The organism is Sphingomonas humi (genome assembly GCF_039536725.1).
GTDB lineage: Bacteria > Pseudomonadota > Alphaproteobacteria > Sphingomonadales > Sphingomonadaceae > Sphingomicrobium > Sphingomicrobium humi.
The window spans coordinates 271,602-295,222 of sequence record NZ_BAAAZD010000002.1 but is presented as its reverse complement, the minus strand read 5'-3'; the positions used below and the strand labels follow the sequence as shown (position 1 = coordinate 295,222).

Annotated in this window: 15 protein-coding genes; 7 read left to right on the top strand and 8 right to left on the bottom strand. The window is 64.5% G+C overall.

Annotated elements, in window-relative coordinates:
- Nucleotides 1-2: 2 nt before the first annotated feature.
- The 5 genes from ABD729_RS09315 to ABD729_RS09295 are packed head-to-tail and all read left to right on the top strand — an operon-like array spanning nt 3 to nt 5,731.
- Nucleotides 3-359, top strand: a complete 357-nt coding sequence (locus ABD729_RS09315; protein ID WP_344711390.1) for an alpha-L-rhamnosidase C-terminal domain-containing protein — start codon at nt 3-5, stop codon at nt 357-359.
- Nucleotides 360-409: 50 nt separating this feature from the next.
- Nucleotides 410-1,045 carry an aspartate/glutamate racemase family protein gene (locus tag ABD729_RS09310; protein ID WP_344709968.1) on the top strand — a complete coding sequence of 212 codons (636 nt, stop codon included), beginning with the start codon at nt 410-412 and terminating at the stop codon, nt 1,043-1,045.
- On the top strand, nt 1,042-2,286 hold the full coding sequence (locus ABD729_RS09305; RefSeq protein ID WP_344709967.1) for an MFS transporter: 1,245 nt from the start codon (nt 1,042-1,044) through the stop codon (nt 2,284-2,286). Before ABD729_RS09310 ends, ABD729_RS09305 begins: the two co-directional genes overlap by 4 nt.
- Entirely contained in the window at nt 2,283-3,677 is a 1,395-nt protein-coding gene (locus ABD729_RS09300) for a glycoside hydrolase family 140 protein (RefSeq protein WP_344709966.1), read from the top strand. Before ABD729_RS09305 ends, ABD729_RS09300 begins: the two co-directional genes overlap by 4 nt.
- A complete protein-coding gene (locus ABD729_RS09295; RefSeq protein WP_344709965.1) occupies nt 3,674-5,731 on the top strand; it encodes a beta-galactosidase in 2,058 nt (685 codons plus the stop codon). Before ABD729_RS09300 ends, ABD729_RS09295 begins: the two co-directional genes overlap by 4 nt.
- Nucleotides 5,732-5,740: 9 nt before the next feature.
- Here the strand turns inward: ABD729_RS09295 and ABD729_RS09290 are convergent, their stop codons facing one another.
- From ABD729_RS09290 to ABD729_RS09270, 5 genes are all read right to left on the bottom strand, one after another.
- A complete protein-coding gene (locus tag ABD729_RS09290; RefSeq protein ID WP_344709964.1) occupies nt 5,741-7,012 on the bottom strand; it encodes a four-carbon acid sugar kinase family protein in 1,272 nt (423 codons plus the stop codon).
- On the bottom strand, nt 7,009-8,274 hold the full coding sequence (locus ABD729_RS09285; RefSeq protein ID WP_344709963.1) for a ribulose-bisphosphate carboxylase large subunit family protein: 1,266 nt from the start codon (nt 8,272-8,274) through the stop codon (nt 7,009-7,011). Before ABD729_RS09285 ends, ABD729_RS09290 begins: the two co-directional genes overlap by 4 nt.
- A 3-nt stretch (nt 8,275-8,277) precedes the next feature.
- Nucleotides 8,278-10,098, bottom strand: coding sequence for a beta-L-arabinofuranosidase domain-containing protein (locus tag ABD729_RS09280; RefSeq protein ID WP_344709962.1), 1,821 nt, complete (start codon nt 10,096-10,098; stop codon nt 8,278-8,280).
- Between the two features lie 97 nt (nt 10,099-10,195).
- Nucleotides 10,196-11,041 carry a FadR/GntR family transcriptional regulator gene (locus ABD729_RS09275; RefSeq protein ID WP_344709961.1) on the bottom strand — a complete coding sequence of 282 codons (846 nt, stop codon included), beginning with the start codon at nt 11,039-11,041 and terminating at the stop codon, nt 10,196-10,198.
- Between the two features lie 7 nt (nt 11,042-11,048).
- A complete protein-coding gene (locus ABD729_RS09270) occupies nt 11,049-15,029 on the bottom strand; it encodes a glycosyl hydrolase (RefSeq protein WP_344709960.1) in 3,981 nt (1,326 codons plus the stop codon).
- 309 nt (nt 15,030-15,338) lie between these two features.
- On the opposite strand from ABD729_RS09270, the gene ABD729_RS09265 reads away from it, so the two are divergent.
- Together ABD729_RS09265 and ABD729_RS09260 are read left to right on the top strand one after the other, a co-directional pair.
- Nucleotides 15,339-17,306 carry a beta-galactosidase gene (locus tag ABD729_RS09265; RefSeq protein ID WP_344711387.1) on the top strand — a complete coding sequence of 656 codons (1,968 nt, stop codon included), beginning with the start codon at nt 15,339-15,341 and terminating at the stop codon, nt 17,304-17,306.
- The gene (locus tag ABD729_RS09260; protein ID WP_344709959.1) at nt 17,303-18,502 is read left to right on the top strand and encodes an SGNH/GDSL hydrolase family protein; all 1,200 of its coding nucleotides are present in this window, start codon (nt 17,303-17,305) and stop codon (nt 18,500-18,502) included. Before ABD729_RS09265 ends, ABD729_RS09260 begins: the two co-directional genes overlap by 4 nt.
- Here the strand turns inward: ABD729_RS09260 and ABD729_RS09255 are convergent, their stop codons facing one another.
- From ABD729_RS09255 to ABD729_RS09245, 3 genes are all read right to left on the bottom strand, one after another.
- Nucleotides 18,503-20,734 (bottom strand): hypothetical protein, encoded by a 2,232-nt coding sequence (locus ABD729_RS09255; protein WP_344709958.1) that lies wholly within the window; start codon nt 20,732-20,734, stop codon nt 18,503-18,505.
- Between the two features lie 30 nt (nt 20,735-20,764).
- Complete coding sequence (locus tag ABD729_RS09250) at nt 20,765-22,318, bottom strand: alpha-L-fucosidase (protein WP_344709957.1); 1,554 nt, start codon at nt 22,316-22,318, stop codon at nt 20,765-20,767.
- Between the two features lie 238 nt (nt 22,319-22,556).
- Entirely contained in the window at nt 22,557-23,621 is a 1,065-nt protein-coding gene (locus tag ABD729_RS09245) for a hypothetical protein (protein ID WP_344709956.1), read from the bottom strand.

The window sequence follows — 23,621 nt, the reverse complement described above, 5'->3', positions numbered from 1 at the left end:
CGATGAACAGCTACAATCATTATGCGTTCGGCGCGATCGTTGGATTTTTCTATCGCCGGCTTGCCGGCATCGCACCCGCTGCTCCCGGCTTCCGGCGCATCGCGGCCCGACCCCTGTGGCTTCCCGCCATCGGCCGTGTCTCGGCCAGCTACGATTCGCTCGTTGGGACGATCGCGACCGAGACCGACGGCGACGCGGAGGGCCTCAAGCGGTTCGCGCTGAGCATCCCGGCCAACACCGTCGCCGAAGTGGAACTGCCGTCAGGCGAATGGCGAGCGCGCGACGGCGCCGTGCAGGTCGGCGAGGATGGGCCGGTGCGCTTCGAACTGCCCGCCGGCGATCACGAATTCAGACGATAGACGAGAGGAAGTTTGCCGTGCCGACACTCGGGCTGATCCACAACTCACCGATGCTTGCACCGGTCTTCAACGAGATCGCTGCGCGGGTGATGCCCGACGTCCGGCTTCTCCACTTCGTCGACGAAAGCACGATCAAGAACACGATCGCCGCCGGTCACCTGCAAAAGGCGACCATGCGGCAAGTGATCAGGCTTGTCGGTTCGTCCTTCGACGCTGGCTGCGACGCGGCCATGATCACCTGCTCGTCGATCGGCCGCGCGGTGGAGATGGCGGCCGAACTCCATGACCAGCCGGTGCTGCGTGTCGATCGTCCGATGGCCGAGAAGGCGGTCGCGACCGGCAGGCGCATCGGCGTCCTCGCCACGCTTCCAACCACGCTGAAGCCAACCGCCGAATTGATCGCCCGGATCGCTCGCGAGCAGGGTAAGGAGATCGAGATCGTCGAGAATGTCTGCGCCGGCGCGTTCGACGCGGTGATGGCGGGTGACGGCGCCACTCACGACCGGATCGTCGGCGAAGCGCTGACCCAGGCGATGAAGGATGTGGATGTGATCGTCCTTGCCCAAGCGTCCATGGCGCGCGTGCTCGCTACCCTCCCCGACGGCGCGGTTGCAGCACCGGTCTATTCCAGCCCCGAGCTCGGCATGGTGCACGCACGCGACGTGCTGCGCGGACTTGCACGATGAAGAAGCGCCACGCCGTCCTCGGCCTGCTCGCCGCACTGTCGGTCATCACCTTCCTTGATCGCATGGCGATCGCGGTCACCGGTCCGTCAATCCAGAAGGACCTCAACATCAACACCGAGCAGTGGGGCTGGGTGTTGGGCGCCTATGTCATCGCCTATGCCGTGTTCGAGGTCCCCTCGGGGTTGATGGGCGACACGCATGGCTATCGACGCGAACTTGCGCGGATTACTGTGTGGTGGTCGTTCTTCACTGCAATTACCGCTGCGTGCCGCAATTTCTGGCAATTGGCAGGCGCGCGCTTCCTGTTCGGTCTCGGCGCCGCCGGCGCTTATCCCAACATGTCGGGCGTCCTCTATCGCTGGCTGCCGGCGCGCGAACGGGCGCGTGGCCAGGGGATCATCTGGGGCGCCAGTCGCTTCGGGGGCGCACTCGCACCGCTTCTGCTGGTTCCGATCAATCAGCACTTCGGATGGCACGGCGTCTTCATCGTCCTTGGCGCGGTGGGTTTCGCCTGGGCCATCGTCTGGCACCGCTGGTTCCGGGATCGTCCTGCCGACCAGCCCGGAATCTCGCCCGACGAGGTGGCGGAGATCGGTGCCGACGATGCCGGCGGTCACGCCGGTACGCCGTGGCGACGACTGCTCGCGCTTCCCCAACTTTGGCTCATTGCGCTGGCCTATTTCTTCTACGCGTTCGGAAGCTGGTTCTTCTTCGGTTGGTTCCCGACCTGGATGGTCAAGGGCGCCGGCTTCACCCAGGCGGAAATGGGCGTCTATGCGTCCATACCTTTCCTTCTCGGCGTGCTCGGCAACCTTGCCGGCGGCGTACTGAGCGACCGTCTGGTCACGCGGCTCGGGATGCGTCGCGCTTATCGGCTCATCACCGCGACGTGCCTCACGGCGACGGCCGTGCTCCTCGTCGCCCTGAGTGTCGCGGTCAGCAAAGTTGCCGTCGTCGTTCTGGCCGGAAGCGCGTTCATGGTCATGGACCTGATGCTGCCGTCGGCCTGGGCGATGTGCATGACAATCGGCGGCCGCTTCGGGGGCACGGCGACCGGCGTCATGAACACCGCGGGCAACCTCGGCGGTTTCATCTGCTCGGTCGCCTTCGGCTATGTCGTCGCGTCAACCAACAACTATGCGCTGCCGCTGCAGGGCGTCGCCGCTATGGTCCTCCTCGCCGCCCTGCTGTTCGCGTTGGTGGATTGCACCAAGGGCTTCGATCACAAGGTCGTCGCATGAGGCGCCTGCTTCGAGCGGTCGCAGCTGTTTCGGCGCTTGCCGTCGCATCGGCAGCGCCGGCCGCGAGCCGGACCCCGCCGCTCAGTGTCTCCGCGAACGGCCGCTATCTGCAGGCCGGTGGAAAACCCTTCTTCTGGCTTGGAGATACGGCCTGGCTGTTGCTCGGCAAGCTCAACCGGGCTGAGGTCGAGCAGTATCTGGCAAAACGGGAAAGCCAGGGCTTCAACGTCATCCAAGTGATGGTTCTGCACAAGCCGGAGATGACCAATCCCGAAGCCGGCGCCGCTCTCGTCAACGGCGATCTCAAGCAGCCACGCGTCACGCCGGGCAGCGATCCGGCCAAGCCGGGCGAATACGACTATTGGGATCACCTCGACTGGGTGATCGACCGCGCCGCCGCCCACGGCATCTACGTCGCGCTGGTGCCCGTATGGGGCAATCTCCTCGATGCCCGGCTGCTCAACCTCGAGACGGCACCCCTATTCGGGCGGTTCATCGCCGAGCGCTACAAGGGCAAGGAGAACATCGTCTGGCTGAACGGGGGCGACCGCTATGGCGACCTGTCGCCGCAGGTGTGGGGCTCGCTCGGCGCGACGATCAAGTCGATCGATCGCGCCCACCTCATGACCTACCACCCCGCGGGCCGGGCAAGCTCCTCATGGGCGTTCCACACGGCGCCCTGGCTCGATTTCAACATGTATCAGTCGGGGCACCAGGACTATGCCCAGGACCATACGCTGAACGCGCGCGGGGAGGACAATTGGGTCTACACGACCGATGACCTGTCGCGCCGGCCGCCCAAGCCGACGATCGACGGCGAGCCCAGTTATGAGAACATTCCCCACGGCCTCGACCTCAAGCCAGAGCCACGCTGGCTGGCTGCCGACGTGCGGCGCTATCAATGGTGGTCGGTCCTCGCGGGCGCGTTCGGTCACACCTACGGCGAGAACAGCATTATGCAGTTTTACTCGCCCGGCCAGACGGCAGCCTATTGGCCCAAGCTCGCCTGGCAGGAAGCGCTCGATGCACCCGGTGCAATGCAGATGCATTTCCTCAAGGACCTGATCCTCTCGCGCCCCATCCTCGAGCGCATACCGGACCAATCACTGATCATGGACAGTGGGCCACGCTACGAACGCGTCGCCGCAACTCGTGGAAAGAACTACGCCATCGCCTACACCTACACCGGCCGGCCCTTTCACGTGCGAATGGGCGTGATCAGCGGGGCCCGCGTTCGCGCCGCCTGGTTCGATCCACGAACAGGAAACCAGAAACCGATCGGCACCTTCCCCAACAGCGGTACCCGCCTGTTCACCCCGCCCGGCACGCCCAAGCCAGGTAACGACTGGGCGCTGTTGCTGGACGACGCCGCGACAAGGAATGGCCAGTGAAAAGCTTCGTTCTCCTCGCCGCAGCGGCACTGTTGGGCGGCGTCGCTGCGCCGGAATCCGCGCTCGGGCAGCCAAGCCGTCAACCCATTTCCGTCGCCCACGAGCGCCTCTGGATGGGCTCGGCCTGGTATCCCGAACAATGGCCCGAAAGCGCCTGGGCCGAGGACCTGCGCCTCATGAAAGCGTCAGGCGCCAACGTCGTGCGCATCGGGGAATACGGCTGGAGCCGGATGGAGCCGAGCGAAGGCCATTATGACATGGCCTGGCTGGTGCGTGCCGTCCGCCTTGCCGCCAAATACGACCTCAAGGTCGTGGTTGGCACGCCCACCGACACCCCACCTGCTTGGCTGACTGAGAAATATCCCGACACGCTGCAAGTCGACGGAACGGGAAAGCGGCTCGGCCATGGCGGCAGGCGGCACTTCTCCATCTCCTCGCAGCGATACCGCATCCTCGCCCGCAACGTCGTGACCCGCATGGCGGAAGCTCTCAAGGACGAGCCGAACGTTATTGGCTGGCAGATCGGCAACGAGCCGACGGACGAGAGCTACGACCCCGAGGCGAAAGTCGCCTGGATTGCCTGGCTGAAAAGCCGCTACGGCACGCTCGACGCGCTGAACGCCGCCTGGACAACCGCCTACTGGTCGCAGACCTATTCGGCGTGGGACCAGGTGCCGTTCAACAACAGCAAGGCAAACCCCGGCTGGATGCTGGAGCTCAAGCGCTTCATCACGGCGCAATGGGCGGACTTCCACCGCAACCAGCGTGACGCCATCCGCGCGGTGGTCGGCGCCAAGCCCTTCATCACCGTCAACCTTGGCGGGCTCGGCTGGGCAAATCGCTTCGACCGTTATGCCATCAACCGCGACCTCGATCTCGCCTCCTGGGACAATTACGTCGGACAGGGCCATCTCGAGCCTTATCGCAACGGCGCGACGCATGACCTGGTGCGCGGCTGGAAGCGGCAGAACTTCTGGGTGATGGAAACGCAGCCGGGCTTCGTTAACTGGGCCCCGGTCAGCAACATGCTGTACCCCGGCGAGACTCGCACCATGGCATGGCAGGCCGTTGGGCATGGCGCCGATGCGATCCTTTACTGGCAGTGGCGCAATGCCCTGAACGGCCAGGAAACGATGCACGGATCCATCGTCGGCCCCGACGGAAGGCCGCTACCCATCTATCCCGAGATCCAGCAGATCGGCCGCGATTTCGCCAAAGCCTCGCGAGCGCTCGCGGGAACTCAGCCCGTCTCTCCGGTCGCAATCCTTCAGGATTATCCGAGCCGCTGGGCAATCGACTTCCAGCTGCATCACCGCGATTATGACCAGATCAAGGTGCTGCTGGACTATTACCGGCCGTTGAAGGATGCGCTCGGGGCGGTCGACATCGTCGAGGCAAGCGGCCAGCTCGACCTGTACAAGCTGGTTGTCGCGCCCAACCTCAATATCATCACTCCCGAGACAGCCTCGCAGCTAGCCGCCTTCGTGAAGGAGGGCGGGACGCTTATCCTCGGTCCCCGGTCAGGGATGAAGGACGCCTTCAATCGCCTCGAAGAACGGCGCCAGCCGGGGCCCTTGGCCGACTTGCTCGGTGGCCAGGTTGACCAATTCTATGCGCTCGACGAATCGGTTGCCGTGGACTCTGGCAAGGCGGCGATATGGGCGGAGCAGTTGTCGGCAACGGCGCCCGACACGCGGGTCCTGATGACCTACGGTCCCGGCAACGGCTGGCTAGAGGGAAAACCGGCGGCCCTTACTCGCAAGGTCGGCAAGGGCCGGATCACCTATGTCGGCGCGCTCATCGACGAGGGTTTGCTCAAGCGCCTGATCGACACGTCGCTGCAGGAGGCAGCGGTCGGACGAGACATCGCGCTTCCGCAAGGGGTGGAACTCATGACGCGCGACGGCCAGGGACGGCGGGTCGTGATCCTGATCAACCATGGCAGCGAGCCGCGCAATGTGCAGCTCCCCGTGGCAATGACCGATATTCTGGCCGGCGGCAGGGTTACGGAACTGTCGCTCAAGCCTCGAGGTGTCGCGGTGCTCCAGCGCTGAGGCCGCGTATCAGCCGCCCAGCCGGACCCGTTCAAGGAAGTCCTCGCTGCCCATCTGCCCTCCCTTGAGCACCAGCTCGAGACCGTCGATCGCTGGATCGCTGGCGTAGGCGCGCACCATCGGAGCGCCGCGCTCAATCGGGGCAGCCCAGGTCAGGGCGTCGATGCCAAGCTGCGCGACACCATGGCTTGATGTGTCGCCACCGGCGAACAGCAGGCGGGATAGCCCCGCCCGTCGAACCACCTCACCCGCGACACGGCCAAGCGCGGCACCCAGCTTCTCGCCGGCCGCCACTGCTGACATGTCGAGTGGCCCCTGCGCAGAGTGAATCACGGCCCGGCCTCCTTGCGCCATCGCGGTCACGGCAGCAGCGGCAAGGCGCTCTTCCTCAGCGAACGAACCGGCAAGTAGTTCGGGAACATCGACTTGCAGGGAGACATAACCATCCTGCCGGCCCCGCGCGATTTGCCGCGCGGTGACTGGCGAGCAGCTGCCACTAACCACCAGCAATCTGGTGGCTTCGTTCGCGCGCGCCTGGCTGGGTACGCCCTCGATGATCCCAGCAGCCGTCCACGCGAGCACCAGCGCACGGGTGACGCCGGAGCTGCCAACGGCGAAGCGGACGCCGCGCGACAGTAGCACCTTGCCCGCCGCGGCTAGATCCGCTTCCGTCGTGCCGTCGAACAGAACAGCCGGTGCCGAAGCGTTGTCAAACGCAGTCGCCGAACTGCCGTCCCGCAGCTCCTCCAGCGAGACCAGCGCAACCGCCATGTCCGTCTGCGCGGCAAGGTGCCTGATGAGATCGGCCTCGTGCATCGGCGTGACGGGATGGCGCGACATGGTCGGATGGCGGTCGATCCGGTAAACCCCTTCCCCAGCGGCCGCGAAGAGATTGCCGAAGGCGACATAGCGGCGAAGGTGCGGCGCTCCAACCAGGATCGCCGCCCGGCCACCGATCGTCTCCACCCCGATCTGCAGAGCCCTTCCGATCGAGCCCACCGTCGGGCTCGAATCGAAAGTCGAGCAGGTCTTGTAGTGGACCAGCGCTGCGTCCCCCAAGGCTTCAAGGGCGGCTGGAAGTTCCGCATCCATCCATTCGGGCGGCCGGCTCCTGGCGTCGCTCGCCAGGCCGAAGGCGCGGGTGTTTGGAAAGCGGGCGCGCAGTGCCTCGTCGGGCGTCCGAAGAAACAAGACGGCCTGGACGCCGCCCTCAGCCAACTGCTCGAGGACGTCGGTCGAGCCCGTGAAGTCGTCGCCGTAGTAAGCGTAGAGCGGTTTCACCCGCCAAACGCGTCCAGCGCTTCCCGCAGCTCCGGCGCGTCTCTAGCGGCCTCCTCGGCCGGCACGCCGGCAACTGCCGCTTCCCAAGCCTGGCGCAGAGCACGGACGCCGGCTGCCGGTCCGCCGGGGTGCGCCATGATGCCTCCACCGGCGGCGAACATGCAGTCAATGGATCCAAGCGCCCGGAAAGTCGGGGCGGCCTGCTTGGCGGACTGACCGGACGAGAAGACAGGCATGATCTCGCAACCGGGATGCGGCGGGTCGAACATCGGCGAAAGGCATTCGCGAGCCGACGCGATCACGCTTTCGTTTGTTTCGCAGAACTTGTTGTCGATGCCGTTGACGTGCGTGTGGTCGATGCCGGCAAGCCGCCAAAGCTTCTGGAATGCAATGTAGCTCATGCCAATTGCCGGTGATCGGCCGAGCAAGCCCCAGCCATTGCGATGTCCATGGATCGGCAGTTCGGAATGCGCCCGAAGCACCTTCATCGCCGGTAGCCCGATCGAGTTCATGCTCGCCATGATGCAGGTGCCACCCTCCGCCAGAACATGATCGTGGCGGGCGAGCATTTCGTCGATCTCGCCAGTGAGGTTGGCGGCGTACATCACCTTCCTGCCAGTGCGATCGGCGTGCTCGTTGATCACCCGCATCACCGCGCTGATCCGCGCACTGAACGGGCAATGCGGGCCATCCGCCTGCAGTTCGTCATCCTTGATGAAGTCGATCCCCGCCTCAACCAGGACGCGCACCTGTTCGGCCGTGGCTTCCGGCGAAAGGCCGACGCTTGGCTTGATGATCGTGCCGATGATCGGCCGGTCATACACGCCCGCCAGCTTGCGTGTTCCCTCAACGCCGAAATGGGGCCCCTGGTAACGGGTGAGGAACTCCGCCGGTAGCTTCAAGTCGATGAGCCGCAGGCCGGAGAAGGCCTTCAACTCCGACAGATTGCCGTTGATCGTCGCAAGCAGGTTGGGAAGAGACAGCCCCATGTTCGAGATGGGCCAGGACAAGACCACGCGGGCCGTCCGCCGCACGGATTCGCCGGAGCGAGGCAGGACCGACCCGGGCAAGGACGGCGCCGCCACCTCGCCTAGCTCGACCAGTTCCTCGACCCGTGCTGCGTGCGCCTCACGAAGCTCATCGGTTTCGCCCGGGACCCGGACGAAAGTGCCCGTCGACTGCTCGCCAGCCATCGTCTCGGCCGCCTGCTGGAGCGGGAAGGCCGTCTCGATCCAGTAGGTCGCGTAGACCCGCGGTTCCATAGATCAGGCGGTCTTGAAGTAGGTCGCCGAGCGCTCGGTATCGACGTTGTAGTAGGGGATGAACACGAGGTTCCGGTCGCCGACCCGCGCCCGATAGGACTGCTCCTGGCCCGGCATCCGCTCAAGCGCACCGGGCAGCGCGATCGCTTGCTGATCGATGCCCTCCCAGGGGTTGATGCCGACATACATGACAGCGCCGCGCATCACCGCCGCAAGGTTGGGGTTCTGATCGTCGATCGGAAGCGTCCGCAGCGGCTGCGGAATGGTAAGTTCGACAAGGTCACCAGCCTTCCACGAACGCTGAACGACTGCGAACTGGCCCGGGACAGCCGCCTGCGAAGCGCCGTTGACCCTTAGCGTTGCGCCCTTGGTCCAGGCCGGGATGCGCAGCTTGATGGCAAACTTGCCATTACCCGCCTGGCGCACCCGCAGCCGCACCGTATCGGAAACCGGATAGGTCGTTTCCTGCACCAATTCGACCGCGCCGCCCGGGCGATCCCAACGCACTTGTGACGAGGCGTACATGTTGACCAGCAGGCTGCTGTCGTCGTGGAAATACAGGCCCTGCACGTAATCGGCGACACCCTGGACGAGCGTGCCTGAGCAGCACGGCCACTTCTGGTGGTAATAGCGCTTCTCGCCCGCCGACCCGTAGTCGGAATAATAGGGGTAATCCCCGTCGCTGTTCGGCAGGCGGGTGGCGAGCATCGTGTTGTACAGCGTCCGCTCGAGCCCGTCGCCATAGACCGGCGATCCAGTGAAGCGCGTGAGGTAGCGGGCCAGTTTCATGTCGGCGAAGCTTCCGCACGGCGTTTCGAAATGCGCCTTGGAGGACTTGAGGCTGGCCGCGAGCTTGCCCTGGTGAAGCGGCACGAACTGCTCTTCGGGACCCCACCCGCCGCTCGCGAAACGCTGCGGCTCCATATACTTCCAGGCGTTCTCCAGTGCCCGGCGATACTTTGCATCGCCCAGGTTCAGATAAGCCTGCGCGCCCGAGCTCAAGGCAATGGTGTGGCTATAGGCATGCTTGGTCGGCAACACGTCGTCACCCGCGGCGAGCGGGTCGAACCATTCCTTGTCGAGCAGATACTTGACCGCCAGCTTGCGGAACCGGTCGTCGCCCGTGATGTCGGCGACATGGAACAGGTTCTCAGGCAGGACGTAGGTTTCGTCGTAGGGCGGATCGACCTTGCCGATGCGGTCGCGGGACACCGGCGAAATATAGGGCAGGCACTTGTCGACGATGATCGGCAGTAGCGTCTTGGCCTGTTCGACCCCGCTCAGGCGATAGGCGTCGACCATCGCCACGACATATTTGTCCATGACGTAGGCAGCCCACTGCTCCTGCGCCTTGGGCCCTGCGTAGGGATTTTTGGCGGCGACGAACGCCTTGCCAAAACCGTCGACCAGCGCCGCGACCTTGGCATGGCACTGCTTGTCACCGGTGGTCGCACCGATGCGGGCCAGGCCCGAGACATATTGCCCGAACGCAAGGCCCGGAACGAAGCCGTTGCGATCGTACCAGCCACCCATGTCCGGTCCGGGCGCGGGCAAGCCGGCATTCTGCCGAAAGACCTTGAGTACCCGGTCGTTGTCGAGCGCCAGATAATGGGCGTGGACGTGGTCGTAATGGCGCTTCATCACGCCGCCCGTCAGCTGCACCGCGCCATAAGGAAATTCGTGCACCACTTCCGCGCCGCGCATCGCCGCATTGGGGCCAGCAAAGGCACTGGCCGGCATCGCGAACGTCCCCGCCGCCGATGCGCAGGCCGCGCAATGGATGAACTCTCGCCGCGATACTCCGGCCTTATGCAAGCTCACCATCTTCGCCTCGCAAGTTGCGGCCCGTCCCAGCTGCGAGCCACCCGATTCCTTATAATTGTATGATTATTTGTTGCAAGCAAAGTTGGCGCTGAAAACCTCAGCGCGGCTTGCGGGCCCGTTTCGCGGTGGCTCTTTCCAGGCGGTCAAAGCCATGAGTGATGATATCGCGCATGGCCTGCCCCGCCGCCGCCCGGTCCCCCGCCTCGATCGCGTCGACAATGCGCGCGTGACCGCGGACACTTTCGTCGTGGACCTGCGCCTCCTGCACGGGTGAACTGAGGCGGAAGGACGCCAGCAGCGCGGTTTCGATCACGGCCGCCAGCGAGCGCATCAAGACGTTGCCCGAGGCGTGTCCGATCGCCTTGTGGAAATCGAGGTCGGCTCCGGCAAAGTCGCTCGCGCTACCGGTCGCCTGCGCCATCCTGCCTAGACAGGAGCGCATCAGTGCGATGTCCGTCTCCGTGGCGTGCTTGGCCGCGGCCTCCGCCGCTGCCGGCTCTATGGCCATGCGGATTGCAGCAAGATCGCGCACGAAAGCGGCATCGAAACCCTGCGCAACCTTCCACGCCAGGATGTCGGCGTCGAAGAAGTTCCAGTGCGCGCTGTCCAGCACCGTCGTCCCGACCCGCGTGCGCGAGACGATCAGGCCCTTGGCCGTCAGCGTTTTGAACGCCTCGCGAAGTACGGTCCGCGACACTCCGAAGCGGGCCAGCATCTCGGCTTCGGATGGCAGCTTCTCGCCCGCGGGATAGATGCCGGCGAGGATTTGCTCGCCGATCGTACGAGCGACCTGATCCGCGTTCGACAGGGTCGTTTCGGCAAAGCGGCTGAAGTTCGGGCGAGATACGATGGCTATTGGCTTGCTCCGAGTGGACTGGGCGGAACAGTCGGAAGCGTTTGTCTCCGCCCGATCACAATAGCGGTGGCCGCTTCTTCCATGCAAGCAGCCCTTAGCGGATGAGGATGTCGTCAGCGAAGATCAGCCGGACGGGCCCCAGCAGTCCCGAATCAAGAAGTGGCTCGTCCTTGCCATAGAAGGTCCAGGTCGAAAAAGTGACCCGCCCGCCCGGTGGCTTGGGCAGACCGGCTCGATACCAATCAGGCAGCTTGCTGATCTTGCGCGCCATGACCGGCTGACTCTTGCCATCCGAACCCACCTTGTCGCCAACCGGCCAGTCGGCGTCCACATACTCGTCTTCCTCGGGCAGCGCGGCGTCGCCGATCATCCGGTTTGCCCACAGGTTGGTGACGGCAATCGATATGTCATTGCGTCCCGGCCGGACCGCATCCGTGATGTCGAGGCGATAGGGTTCTTTCCAGACAGTCCCGAGATCGTGTCCATTGACCGTGACATTCGCGAGCACCTCCACCCGCCCGAGGTCAATGAACAGCCGCCGCCCGCGCTTCAGCGCCCAAACGGGCACGTCGATGCTGCGCTTGTAGGTCGCCGTTCCGGAGAAGTGGCGGACGTTTGCGTCGGCGCTTTGGCTGAGCGACCTCAGCTTCGGTAAGGTGATCGCGGCAGGCGCGGCGCGGCCCGGTTGGAACGCAACCGACCAAGGGCCGGAAACGGTTATGGGTTCAGGCACTGCGGCCGAGAAGCTTCGGGCTCCATCGAGCGTGTAGCGGCCGCTGCTCCAGGCCCTCGCCTCGATGCCGCCATCGGCAGTGCGAACAAGCGTCGCCGCCGGGCCGATCTGCGGCGCGGGCGGACCCTGTGCGGCTTCGCTTGCGATTTCCGCCGCACTCAACGCTCGCGGCCGGGTTACGAGGGGCGACGCATTCCCTTCGAAGAAATAGGTGACGCCTGTCGCCGCGGGCGCGTCGCTCCCGCCCGCATAGACCCGCTTTCCGCCCTTGAGGCCCTGCCGGATCAGCTTGCCATTGAGGTAGAGGCTCGGCACGCCCCGATCATAGACGAGCCCGACGTGCGTCCAGCCCGCAACCGGCGTTCGGCTAACCAGCACCGCAGGAACCTGGTCGCGGGACGCGCGCTCGATCACAAAGGCGCCGTTGCGGCCAAGCGCAAGCCCTGCCACCGCGCTCCCCGGCTCGTGAGTGTCTTGGCCGGAGCGAGCGTTGATCAGGTAGTTCTTGCCCGTCTCGTTGATGCGGCCGTTGACACTTTCTTGGGGCATCACGCGCAGGTCGATGTCGGGTTTGGCCCACAAGGAGAGCGTGAAGCTATCTGCCGGAGCCGACGTTCGCGGCGGCGGCGCGGCTTGCGTCGAAGCGATGGTCTGGCCGTCACGCGCTATCCACTTGATGCCCGCCGCTCCCTTTGCGGAAGAAAGCATCACGAAGGTCGATCCGCCAGGCGAAAGGTCGAAACGGACGCGGGTCGTGCGATCGTCGCCCTCGAACAACGCGGGACGGCTGATCGCGCCAGTTTCCGCATCCCACAATTCTGGCGTCGCGGCGGGTACCCGGAAGGTGCAGGTCACGCTTTCGGGCCGACGCTGGCGGTTGGCGACAAAGTAGAGGTCGCGTGTCGGCAGCCGGCGGTGCAGCCAGGTCACCTGTCCATCCACGCTTGAAGTTTCGCAGCTGGCGTCCGGCGCAAGATCCATCGCTGCCAGCACGTCGCGGATGCTTCCGCCGGGATAGATTTTCCCCTTGCCCACCGGGCGGGCGGCCGTGCCGTCCCTCCAGACCGCATCGACGGCGGCATGGAAGTCGGCATCGCCGTTCGCCTTGCCGACAAGGGTCAGCGAGCGTGTCGGCTTGGGCCCGAGAATCGTCGCGCCCTGTTCCGCCAGCAGCCGGATGCGCGCCGCCAATTGCGGTGTCATCGACGACAGGGCCGAAGGCAAGACGAGGAGACGATAGCGCGCGCCATTGGGCAGCACGATTGCGCCGTCGCGAACCGTCGCCCGGCTCAGCAGCACCTCGGCATTGACCATGTCGTAATTGTAGCCGGGTGGCATTGGCGGGTCGAAATACTGACCGATGCGCGGGTTTGAATCCGGTGAGATGTCCGGCCGCACATATTCGGCTTCGTTCGGGCTTTCCTCGCCTACGAAATAAAGGACATCGGCGACATTGTGTCCCTGGCGAAGCATGTACTGGCTGCGCGCCAGATACTCCATCCAGGGCTTGGCTCCCCCAAACCACGTGTTGGACCGCTCCAGGTTGATGCCCCACGGACCCATCGTCATGCCGGGCAGCGCCTGCGGGTTGGGCTGATGCGCGTAGCGATGAAAGAATATTTGGTTGACGCCTTGCGCGAACATCTGATCGCCCAGCAGCTTCATCGCATAAGGGTAATCCTGCCAGCGGCTGGTCTGCGCCTCGCCAGTGAAGGACTCGGCGGCGACCACTGGCTTGCCGTAGACGTGGGCCGCGGAGGAAACGAGCTTGACCGTGCGGTTGTCGGTCCAGGGCGTCCGGGTCCAGAATTCCGTCATCGGAACCTCGGCCCTTCCCGACACCTGTAATTCATCGAGCGGGCCGGGCCCATAACCTTCGATATGCATGCGAAGGCCTGCGGCCTCGGCATGCGCCTGCATCCGGCCATAGTAATTATCAGCCATCAGTTCAGCGAGCGTGCGGCGGAAGTCGAAGAGGAAGCGCTCCGAAAGATCGACATCTCCGACGATCCGGCCGGTCAGCGCCGGGAGGTAGGGGATGAGGCTGTAGCCGTTGCGCTTCGCGAAGTTGGCCGGAAGCGTCGCGGTCCAGTTCTGCAGCCCGGCCTCGTAACTGTCGATCTCGACCATGTCGAAGGTCTTGCCGGCAAGCGGCCCCGCTGCTTTGACGAGGCGACCAACGCTGTTCTCGAACTGAAAATCGACGGCAGCAGGGTCGAACTTGTCGACCTCGAGCCCGCGACCGGAATCGGAGGCCGCGACGTTGAGGTGGGCCGTCGTGGTGTGGCCGACCCGCAGGATCGTCCAGCGCCCGGAAGGCGGCGACCAGCGGAGGATCCCATCCTTGCCGAGCCACGCCGTGATGTCGATCACCTTGGCAGGATCGATTGCGAAGCGCGCCTGCAAGTCAGTGGGCCGCTGTTCCACCGCCGGGCGGGCGTTGAACAGATGCTCGCCCTTGTAGCCCCAATCCTCGATCCTTGGAGCGGCGGAGAACAGGGCTTCCGCGAGCTTGACCTTACCCGGCGTGGTGATCCGGAAATAGCGTGCCGTGACCTCGGGGAAGTTGATGCTGCCGGGCGCCTCGATCCCCCGTTCCTTCTGCAGCGATAGGGTCACCTTTCCTACCTTGCGCCATTGAACGCGGTCGTCTGACGCTTCCACCATCGCGGTAAAAGCCCTCTCGTCGATGTCGCCATAGAGGGTGACCGACCTGGCGGTGAACGGTGCCGCCATGCTGATGACGAGAGGCGTTTCGGGACCGATCTCGACCGACGTGTGGAGGTCGCGGTCGGTGAGATCGCCGGGTTTGACCCCCGCCGCGGCCCGCATCGAAGCGATGGCATCACGATACGCGCTGTCGTCCCCCAGGCTAGCCGGGTAGGCGAGTATTGCGGCGTCGCGATAATGGCCGAGCTTGGTGAAAGGCTGGACCAAGTGGACCAGCAGCGGCTTGCCCCCGGTGACGCTTGTCTCGTTCCACACCAGCTGCTGCATTGATCGCTCAGGGGTGATCCACGGGCCGCCGGAGGACGACCAGCCCGGTGCATTGTGGAGGCCGACCTTCAGGCCGAGCGCGTCCGCCTTTCTCATCATGTGCGTCATGAGGTCCAGCCATTGTGGGCTGAGGTAATCGACTAGCCCCTTGGGTACGTCGCTGGACCCGTCAAACATCATCACGCCGCCAAGACCCACGTCGCGGATGGCCGTGAGGTCGGCATCAATGCCGGCCAGCGTGACGTTGCCGTTCATCCAGAAGTAGAGCGTGTTGGGACGACTGGCGGCGGGGGGATTGCGGAAGGTGAGCGGATCGACATCAGAGGCAGGCAGTCCCTGCGCCAAAACACTGCTCGCCAAGGTGCAGTTTGCGATTGCCAAGGTCCACATCCCGACCCGAACCATTCTCTTCCCCTATACCGCGATAGCCCTCATCGCCTTGCTGAAATATCATATAAACATATCATTTGGCTTGGGCTACCAATTGCTGGCAGAAAGCTGCGAGCAACGCGGCATAAGGGATGAAGGACGAGGATGCCGGCACGTCTCACTGGCGCATTGATCGCGCTTTCGCTCGCGGTTGTCCCAGTTTCGGTTGCCCGGGGGGTTGCTCCTTTTCCGCAGCGTGCGACAGCCTTCGCCAACCGGCCGGCCATTGCCGTAGGAGTCGCATGGTATCCCGAACAATGGCCCGAGAGTCGCTGGGATGCCGACCTGATGATGATGCGCGCGACCGGTTTCAATACGGTCCGGATCGGCGAATTCGCATGGAGCCGGATGGAGCCCGAGGAAGGCCGGTTCGACCTCGCCTGGCTCGACCGCGCGATTGCCGCCGCTCAGCGGCACGGCATGATGGTCGTGCTGGGCACGCCGACCGCGGCGCCGCCGGCCTGGATGACGCAGCAATATCCCGACGTGCTGCGGGTCGACGAAGACGGCACCCCGGCAGTGCATGGTGCCCGTCGCCACTTCTCTTTTTCCAGCCAGCGCTACCGCAGCTTCTCGCGTCGTATCGCAGCAGAAATGGCACGGCGCTACGGACACCATCCAGCGGTCGTCGGATGGCAGATCGACAATGAGATCGGCCCGCCCTCCTTCGATGGCGAGGCGGTCGCGGCCTGGCACCGCTTCCTTGAGAAGCGCTACGGAACGATCGGCGAGCTCAACTGCCGCTGGGCGACCGAATATTGGAGCCAACGCTACAATAATTTTGACCAGATCCCACTGAGGCCGACAGGACAGCAGAACCCGGCGCTGCAACTAGAATTCAAGCATTTCACCACGGCGACCTGGACCGATTTCATTCAGAATCAGGCCCGAGCGGTCCGGCCTCTGATCGACCCGCGGGCTTTCGTCACCACGAATACCATGTTCTGGAACGCCGGCTTCGATCATTACCGGTTGCACCACGATCTCGATCTCGCCGCGTGGGACAATTACATTCCAGACGGGCGGCCGGACTGGGTCGCCAATGGTGCCAATCACGACCTCGTGCGAGGCTACAAGCAGCGTAACTTCTGGCTGATGGAGACCCAGCCGGGGCGGGTCGACTGGGTGCCGGTCAACCGCGCCCTCGACCCCGGGCAGGTCCGCGAGATAGCCTGGCAGGCCGTGGCCCACGGCGCCGACGCGGTCCTCTACTGGCAATGGCGGCCAGCCGCCAACGGGCAGGAAACCTATCACGGTGCGGTGCTCGGCCAGGACGGCAAGCCCAATCCGATCCAGCCCGAAATCGCCCGCACCGCGACGGAGCTAAGCGGTGCAGCCGCGCTCCTCTCGGACACTTCGCCAGTAGCGCGGGTCGCCATGCTCTTTTCCTACGACAGCCGCTGGGCAATCGACCTGCAGCGGCACCATCGGGATTTTGACCCGGTCAGGGCTTTCACCGACTTCTACCGGCCGCTTCGTACCAAGGCACAAGGCGTAGCCATCCTCCCTGTCGAAGCGGACCTGTCGGCCTTCCCGCTGGCGGTTGCGCCGAACCTCAATGTGCTGACGCAGGCGCAGGCGGCCGGGCTCGCCCGCTACGTCCGCGGCGGCGGCCACTTGGTGCTCGGCCCTCGCTCGGGAATGAAGGACGATTCCAACGCGCTCTGGCCGCAGCGGCAGCCCGGGCCCCTCACCGAACTGCTGGGCGCACGGGTCGAGCAATATTATGCGCTCGACAAGAAGGTCGCGCTGGCCGGCAGCATCGGCGGCGGGGCCACGATCTGGGCCGAAGCGCTCGCCCCGGTCGCGGGTAATGTGCGCGTCCTGTCGACTTACCGCGACCCTGGTGGCTGGCTCGACGGCAAGCCGGCGATTGTGACCCGCAAGGTCGGCCGGGGCAGCGTCACCTATGTCGGCGCGTGGCTGGATGCTGCGACCATGGCTAGCCTTGCCGATCGTTTGCTGAGCGACGCGCAGGTGAGCGCCCTGATCCCGGATGGCGATGCCGACCTGGAGATCGCCGAGCGATCCGGTGGCGGCAAGCGGCTGCTGATTGTCATCAATCACGGCGGCATGTCGCACCCATTCACGCCGCCCGCCGGTGCCGTGCCCGCCAGCGGTGATTGGCGGGGTGGCGCAATCCCCGCGCATGGCGTGGCGCTGTTCAACCTCGCTCCCGGAGCTCGCCCATGAAGTCTCGCGCCTGCCTGCTACCCCTGGTCGCAAGCTGCCTCATCGGGGCGGCTCCCGTGTCGCCACGCTGGGTGCCGGGCTGGTATGCGCCACCGATTGGCTATGAGCCGCAGATCAAGGAAGCGTTCGGCAGGCCGTTCAATAACGACAGTGTTCGGCAATCGCTTTATTCCACTGTCGCTGGAACGACGATCCGGGTCCGCCTGTCCAACGAGCTGTCGGCCACTCGCACCAAAATTGGCGCGGCCACGATCGTTCGGTTGGACGCGAACGGAGAGCCGGTCGAGGGGAGCCTTCGCCCGTTGACCTTTGCGAACGCTCGTAGCGTGCTTCTCCCCGCCGGTGCACCGATGTTGTCCGACCCGATCCGCTTTCCGGTGAAAGCAGGCGAGCGGCTTGCAGTTTCGGTATTCTATCCAGAGGAAACGGCGCTTCCGGGTCACGCCCAGATGGTCGATGTCGCCGCGGAAGACGTGACCGGCGCAACCAGGCTTCCCAACCCCCGACGGGCCCGCGCCACGGGCATCGTCAGCGCGCTGGAAGTGGTTCGGCCTTCCGCCACGCGCGTGCTCGTCGCCCTTGGAGATTCGATCACCGAAGGAGCCGGATCGACGCGGGCCCAGAGCTACCCCGATCAGCTTGGCCGCTTGCTAGCGGCGGATGCGGCCGGGCGCTGCTGGACGGTCGTCAATGCGGGGATTAGCAGCAATCGCCTGCTCAGCGAGGGGCGCGGGCCCAATGCCCTGTCGCGCTTCGATCGCGACGTGCTTGCGGTGCCCAACGTCACCCACGTCGCTATTCTCGAGGGGATCAATGACATCGGCCGCGTGCGCGACCCGGCCAAGGAACGTCAGCCCGCAGCCGGCGAGCTGATCGCCGCCTATGAGCAGCTGCTCGCCCGCGCTTCCGCACGCGGGGTGAAGGTGATCTTCGGCACATTGCTGCCCTACGAGGGCGCCGCTTACGCCGACGCTGAGGGGGAGAAGAGACGGTCGACGGTCAACCAATGGCTGCGCGCGAACAAGACGCGCTTCGCGGGGCTGATCGACTTCGACCTCGCCATGCGCGAGCCGGGCCAGCCCACGGTGATGCGGTTGAGCCAGCAGATCGGCGACCACCTCCATCCCAATGACGCAGGTTATGCCACGATGGCGCGGACCGCCCTGCCCGTCGTTCGCGCGCAGGGCTGTCGGTGATCAGCGGCTAACGCGGACGAGGTAGCTGGTGGTCGCGGGCTTGCCGATCGCCAACTCCCAGCCGGGCTCTATCATCTTGCCCGAAATGGGCTTGCCGATCGGCCGTGCCGCACCATCGAGGGGTTGGGCCGAAACGGCAATGGCTCCCTCGAGGTCCTTGAGCGTCAGATAGCCCGTAATCGGCTCAATCACCGTCGGCGCCGTGCCCCAGTTGGTGAGCATGGAGCGCCGCTCGTCCCACTGCGCGCCACTATTCTCGACCTTGCCAGTGGTGGTCAGAAGCAGGCTGTTCGACAGGTTGATCGGCTTGCCGTCGAGTGAGGACAAGGTGATCGTGGCGAAGCGGTTGCGGATCTCGGCCGACAAGTGGCGCGTCTGCACATGCGGATTGGCGCTGATAAAGCCAACCAGTCCCTGGCTGCGCGGGGTGTCGATGGTCACCAGGCCGTTTGTGCCGCGATCGGTCAGCCACTTCAGCTGCCCGGTGTCGGACACGATGGGATTGGCGGGCTTCAGCGGAGCGGGAAGCGTCGGCTTGCAGTCGAGGCAGCTGACACGCGATCCGTGGGTGAGCGGGATCATCTTATCGAATCCCGGCGTGTAATAGGGCATCTCGGCCCGCGGCATCCGCGCCGCATCGCTGATCTGTTCGGTCGAATAGGATCGCGTCAGCACCTGTCTTGCAGCCGCGACGTCACCGCGCAGGAATAGCATCGACCCGGCCGGCATCTGCGCGATCTTCGCGGGATCGAGCGTGATGTCGAAGTGGTCGCCGATCATGGGCTTCCACTCGCCGCCGACCTTGGTCTCGAAGGTGTAGAAGAAGATCCCATCCCAGTCTTGAAGCGCGGCGTAGGACGCCAGGATCGGAATCATTTCCGATCCATATTCGCTCGGGAAGGGATGGTTTACCTCGCTTACCATGAACGGCTTTCCGGCGGTCGCGCTGCGGGCAAGCTTCTGGATGATCGACAGATCGGGCGCGTTGACCATCGGTTCGTTGCGGCGGCCGTAGATTGCCGGGTGCTGCCAATAGACATGCGAGTCCACGATGTCGGACTTGAGGGCCGTGCGCATCAGTGGTTGGTTGGCGATGAAGTAAGTGTGATCGGCAGTGGGCACGATTGGCACCTTCACGCCGACCTCATCCTTGAGGAAGCGACGGAAGTCCGCGTGGAAGTCGATTTCCACCTGCGTCACGAAGGCCAGTTCTGAATCGAAGCGAAGGCGCGGCGCGGCCGGATGGTCGCCGCGGCGCATGAAGGGAACGGGTTGGCCTGGGCCGACGCCGGCCATGCGCCTCAGTTCGGCCAGCTGGGCGGGCGTGCGGTTCTTGGCCAGCCACTGATTGTACATGCCTGTCAGAAGCGCCTGGTAATGCGGAGTCATATCCAGCTGCACGTTGGCGCCGCCCGGCACGCGTTCGCCGCGGAACCAGTTGCGCATCCAGAATTCGAGCAGAGAATTCTCGTTGAGTACTTCGACGATCGCCACCGCCGGGTCGTCGGCATAGCGCAGCTTGGTATACGGATTGGTATGGCCGAGCAGCTGGCGAGCGAAGTCCTTCTGCAGCTTGACCAGCTCCGGCCCGAAATATGTGAAGGCCTTGAACGGCGACAATAGTTCAACGTCCGGCACGCCGTCACCGGGCTTGAAGACGCGCCCGACGTTGAGATTGAAGTCGAGGTAGATGCCTTGCTGCTTCAACTGGGCGAGCCAATAATCGAAACGATCGAGCTGCTCCGCATTGAAGTGCTGACTGTCCGGCAGGTCCCCGCGGATCAGCCCGCGCGGGGGATGGGTGAAGGGGCCCGCACCGGGCGTGCTGCCATTGCCGCCATCACGGATCGGCGCGACCGTGTCCGGGCGATCGATAAAGTGCAGACGCACACAATTGACGCCGAGCCGAGCCAGTGCGGCGGCATACGTTTCCGCATCCTTGTGCGAGGGAATCTCTTCCGACCCGATGGCCCAGCCCGTTAGGTTGACGCCCCAGCAACGGAAGCGCTGGTTGTTCGGAAAATAGAGGTGCCCGTCTCGCGCCTGCAAAAAGCCGTGCTTGCCCGCGGGACCGTCGAGCAGGAACCGCGCGTCGGCCGCGCTGTCCGTTCGCGCCGCATGATCGACGGGGAACGGCTGCATCGGAATGTCCGCCTGCGCCCCGGCGACACTGGAAACAAGGGCGGCGGCGACCAGCGCCACACCGCGTCCGAACTTCACAAGAACGCCCACCAGCTTCTCCCCTGACTTGAAGTGAAACGCTCAGCGCGTCCGGATCTTGAGCACGTATGGATAGGGGTCGGCGAGCCGGGCTGCCGGAAGCGTGACCTTCAGGCCCGTCGGCGATTGTGCCCAGTCGATCTTGCCACCTTCGACCAGCTCGACGCTTTTGATCGGCGCATCGAGATAGGGGGTGCCTGCATAAAGCGTCTTGATAAGAACGGCGCCGTCCGCAGGTCGGGCGAGACCGAGCGCGTAGACGGTATTACCCTTGGTGGTGAAGCGGATGTCGGCGGGAGTGTAACCCTTGATGGCCGACTGCTCGACCTGCCCGCCCACGCGGACTTGCCCGGACTTGGTGGGACCCTCGCCGAAGAATTTGAACGGCCGCGTCCCATAGATCGCCTCGCCATTGACCTTGAGCCAGCCGCCCATGCCCTTCAGCACGGTGACGACCTCATCGGGAATGGTGCCATCGGACTTTGGCCCGACGTTGAGCAGCAGATTGCCGTTCTTGCTCACGATGTCGATCAGGTCGGACACCAGCGACTGGGGCGTGCGGTACGTATCGTCCTTCGCATAGCCCCAGCTGTGCACACTTACCGACGTGTCGGACTGCCACGGCTGCAATTTGAGGGCGTCGGTCTTTCCACGCTCCATGTCGAAGGTCGCGCTGCCCTCCGCCATCTGCGAGGCCTTGTAGGTGATGATGCCCTGGCCGCCCCAGCCTCGGCTGCGGTTGTAGTAAAAGGCAGCGGTGTCGCGCATGCGGTCCTGGAACATGGGCGCCGCCGTCCACCAGTCGAAATAGATGAGCTCTGGACGATAGGTGTCGATCAGCTCCGTGGTGCGGGCAGTCCAGTCGTCGAGAAATGCCTTGCTTGGTGGCATCCACTCCTGAAGCTGGTTTCCGTCTGGCCAGTGGTCAGGCTTGTCGGCCGGGAGGCCCATTGGCGCCGCGGGACCGTAGAGCCCGGCGTATCTGGGATCCTTGACGTCCGAATCGTAGGTGCGGCCCATGTAGTACCACCACCAATGCTCGGCACGGTGAGAGGACAAGCCGAAATGCAGGCCGCGCGACCGCGCTGCTGTTGCGATCTGGCCGAGGACATCGCGCTTGGGCCCCATCTGCGCGGCGTCCCACTCGGTCAGGTCTGAATTGTACATGGCGAAGCCGTCGCAATGTTCCGCCACGGGAACGACATAGCGGGCGCCGGCTTCAGCAAACAGATCGACCCAGGCCGCGGGATCGAACTTCTCTGCCTTGAAGAGGGGGATGAAGTCCTTGTAGCCGAACTTCGACTGCGGTCCGTAGGTCGCAACATGATGCTTGTAGGCCGTGTTGCCCGGCACATACATGTTGCGGGAGTACCATTCGTTGGCGAAGCCCGGCACCGAATAGACGCCCCAGTGGATGAAAATGCCCAGCTTGGCATCCCGGAACCATTCAGGCGCGCGATAGCCTGCGCGAAGCGAATCCCAGTCCGACTTAAACGGGCCAGCAGCAACGCCCCGCTTTAGACTGCCGAGCCGGGCATCGACCTTCGCCTGATAGCCAGGCACCTCGGCGCCGGCAGACGGCGTAACGAGCGCCACTGCCGCGCAGCCCAACATGAGACCCGCCAACGATCGCTGCCAATTCGCCACGAGCCTCTCCCTGCGGCGTTCCGCCACGCCGACGATCTGCAAGAGGCTAGTCGCCCTACCACCGCGCGATCAAGGCTTATTATCGTATCATATCACTTTACGCTCGGCGTGGTGATGGCTAGGCGAGAGGAACAAGCCAATGCGGCTGCGATGTCAGATGAAGCGGATGTATTGAGTGTGGATTTCGTCAGGCTGGAGGAAGAAGCCACGGCTTCGACCTTGCCACCGCAAGGCCACGCGTGTCGTTCGGCCACTTGCCGCTGACCGCGCAATAGAAGTGATATAGCGCACCATTGTGATAGAGAATGGCAGGCTTGTGGGCGAACTTCTCGTCGATCGAACCGGGCTTGCCGATATCGACGAGCACCTCGCCGGCCTTGTGGAAGGCGATCGGCGTCGAGCCGGTCGCAAGCAGCTCACGGCACGGCCCATCCGCGGCGCGGCCGAAGTAGAACATCGCCCACTCACCGCGATGCCGAAGCACCACGGGATCGCTTGCAAAACGATAGTCGGGCGAGCCCTTCGGACCGTTCCTGATCAGCGGATTGGCAGAATTGCGCACCCAGTGCCTGAGGTCCTTGGACATTGCGACACCGGTCTGTTCGAACCAGGGCGTGCCCTCCGTCTTGGCGTTGTAGTAAAGATAGAAGGTGTCGCCATCGCGGATGAGATACGGCTTGTAGAGCCCGCCCCGCTCCCACTCCGCGCCGTCCTCCGGACGCAGGATGACGGGGCCGCGCTGCCAGTGCCGAAGGTCGCTGCTCGTGGCGAGCCCGATGACGGCGGCCCCTTCCTCATAGCCTTCGCCAGGGTAGGCATGCCAGGCCGCCACATAGCGCCCTGCGACCTTGATCAACCGTCCGGGCGACCGGAGTTCATTCTCCCGCAGGATCGACGCGCAAGCGATATTGAAGCGGGTAATGGGATCGCTGGGGTCGCGTGCCAGGATCAATTCCTGCCGGGTCCAGTTGATGAGATCCTTCGATTCCGCAATGCCGGTCTGATACCCGCGGCCGTCAAAGCCGACATAGGTCAGGTAGAACCTTCCATGCGCCGAGAAGACGAAGGGGCAATCCACCGACTTCTCGTCGAAGCTGCCAGGAATGCCTGAACCGCCAAGGATCAGCTGCGGATATTTGTAAGGGGTGCGATACGGCGCGACCGGGTCCGCTCGGCCGCGCGCAAGGGCTGGCACGCTCAAGCCGCCCAGGGCGCTCGCGCCAAGGCTCAGAACATCGCGTCGGTCGAGCAT

What these genes read in the sequence shown, in the direction of transcription:
- ABD729_RS09315 (WP_344711390.1), top strand. Translation starts at nt 3, where the DNA reads ATGAACAGCTACAATCATTATGCGTTCGGCGCGATCGTTGGATTTTTC.
- ABD729_RS09310 (WP_344709968.1), top strand. Translation starts at nt 410, where the DNA reads ATGCTTGCACCGGTCTTCAACGAGATCGCTGCGCGGGTGATGCCCGAC.
- ABD729_RS09305 (WP_344709967.1), top strand. Translation starts at nt 1,042, where the DNA reads ATGAAGAAGCGCCACGCCGTCCTCGGCCTGCTCGCCGCACTGTCGGTC.
- ABD729_RS09300 (WP_344709966.1), top strand. Translation starts at nt 2,283, where the DNA reads ATGAGGCGCCTGCTTCGAGCGGTCGCAGCTGTTTCGGCGCTTGCCGTC.
- ABD729_RS09285 (WP_344709963.1), bottom strand. Translation starts at nt 8,274, where the DNA reads ATGGAACCGCGGGTCTACGCGACCTACTGGATCGAGACGGCCTTCCCG.
- ABD729_RS09280 (WP_344709962.1), bottom strand. Translation starts at nt 10,098, where the DNA reads ATGGTGAGCTTGCATAAGGCCGGAGTATCGCGGCGAGAGTTCATCCAT.
- ABD729_RS09260 (WP_344709959.1), top strand. Translation starts at nt 17,303, where the DNA reads ATGAAGTCTCGCGCCTGCCTGCTACCCCTGGTCGCAAGCTGCCTCATC.
- ABD729_RS09245 (WP_344709956.1), bottom strand. Translation starts at nt 23,621, where the DNA reads ATGCTCGACCGACGCGATGTTCTGAGCCTTGGCGCGAGCGCCCTGGGC.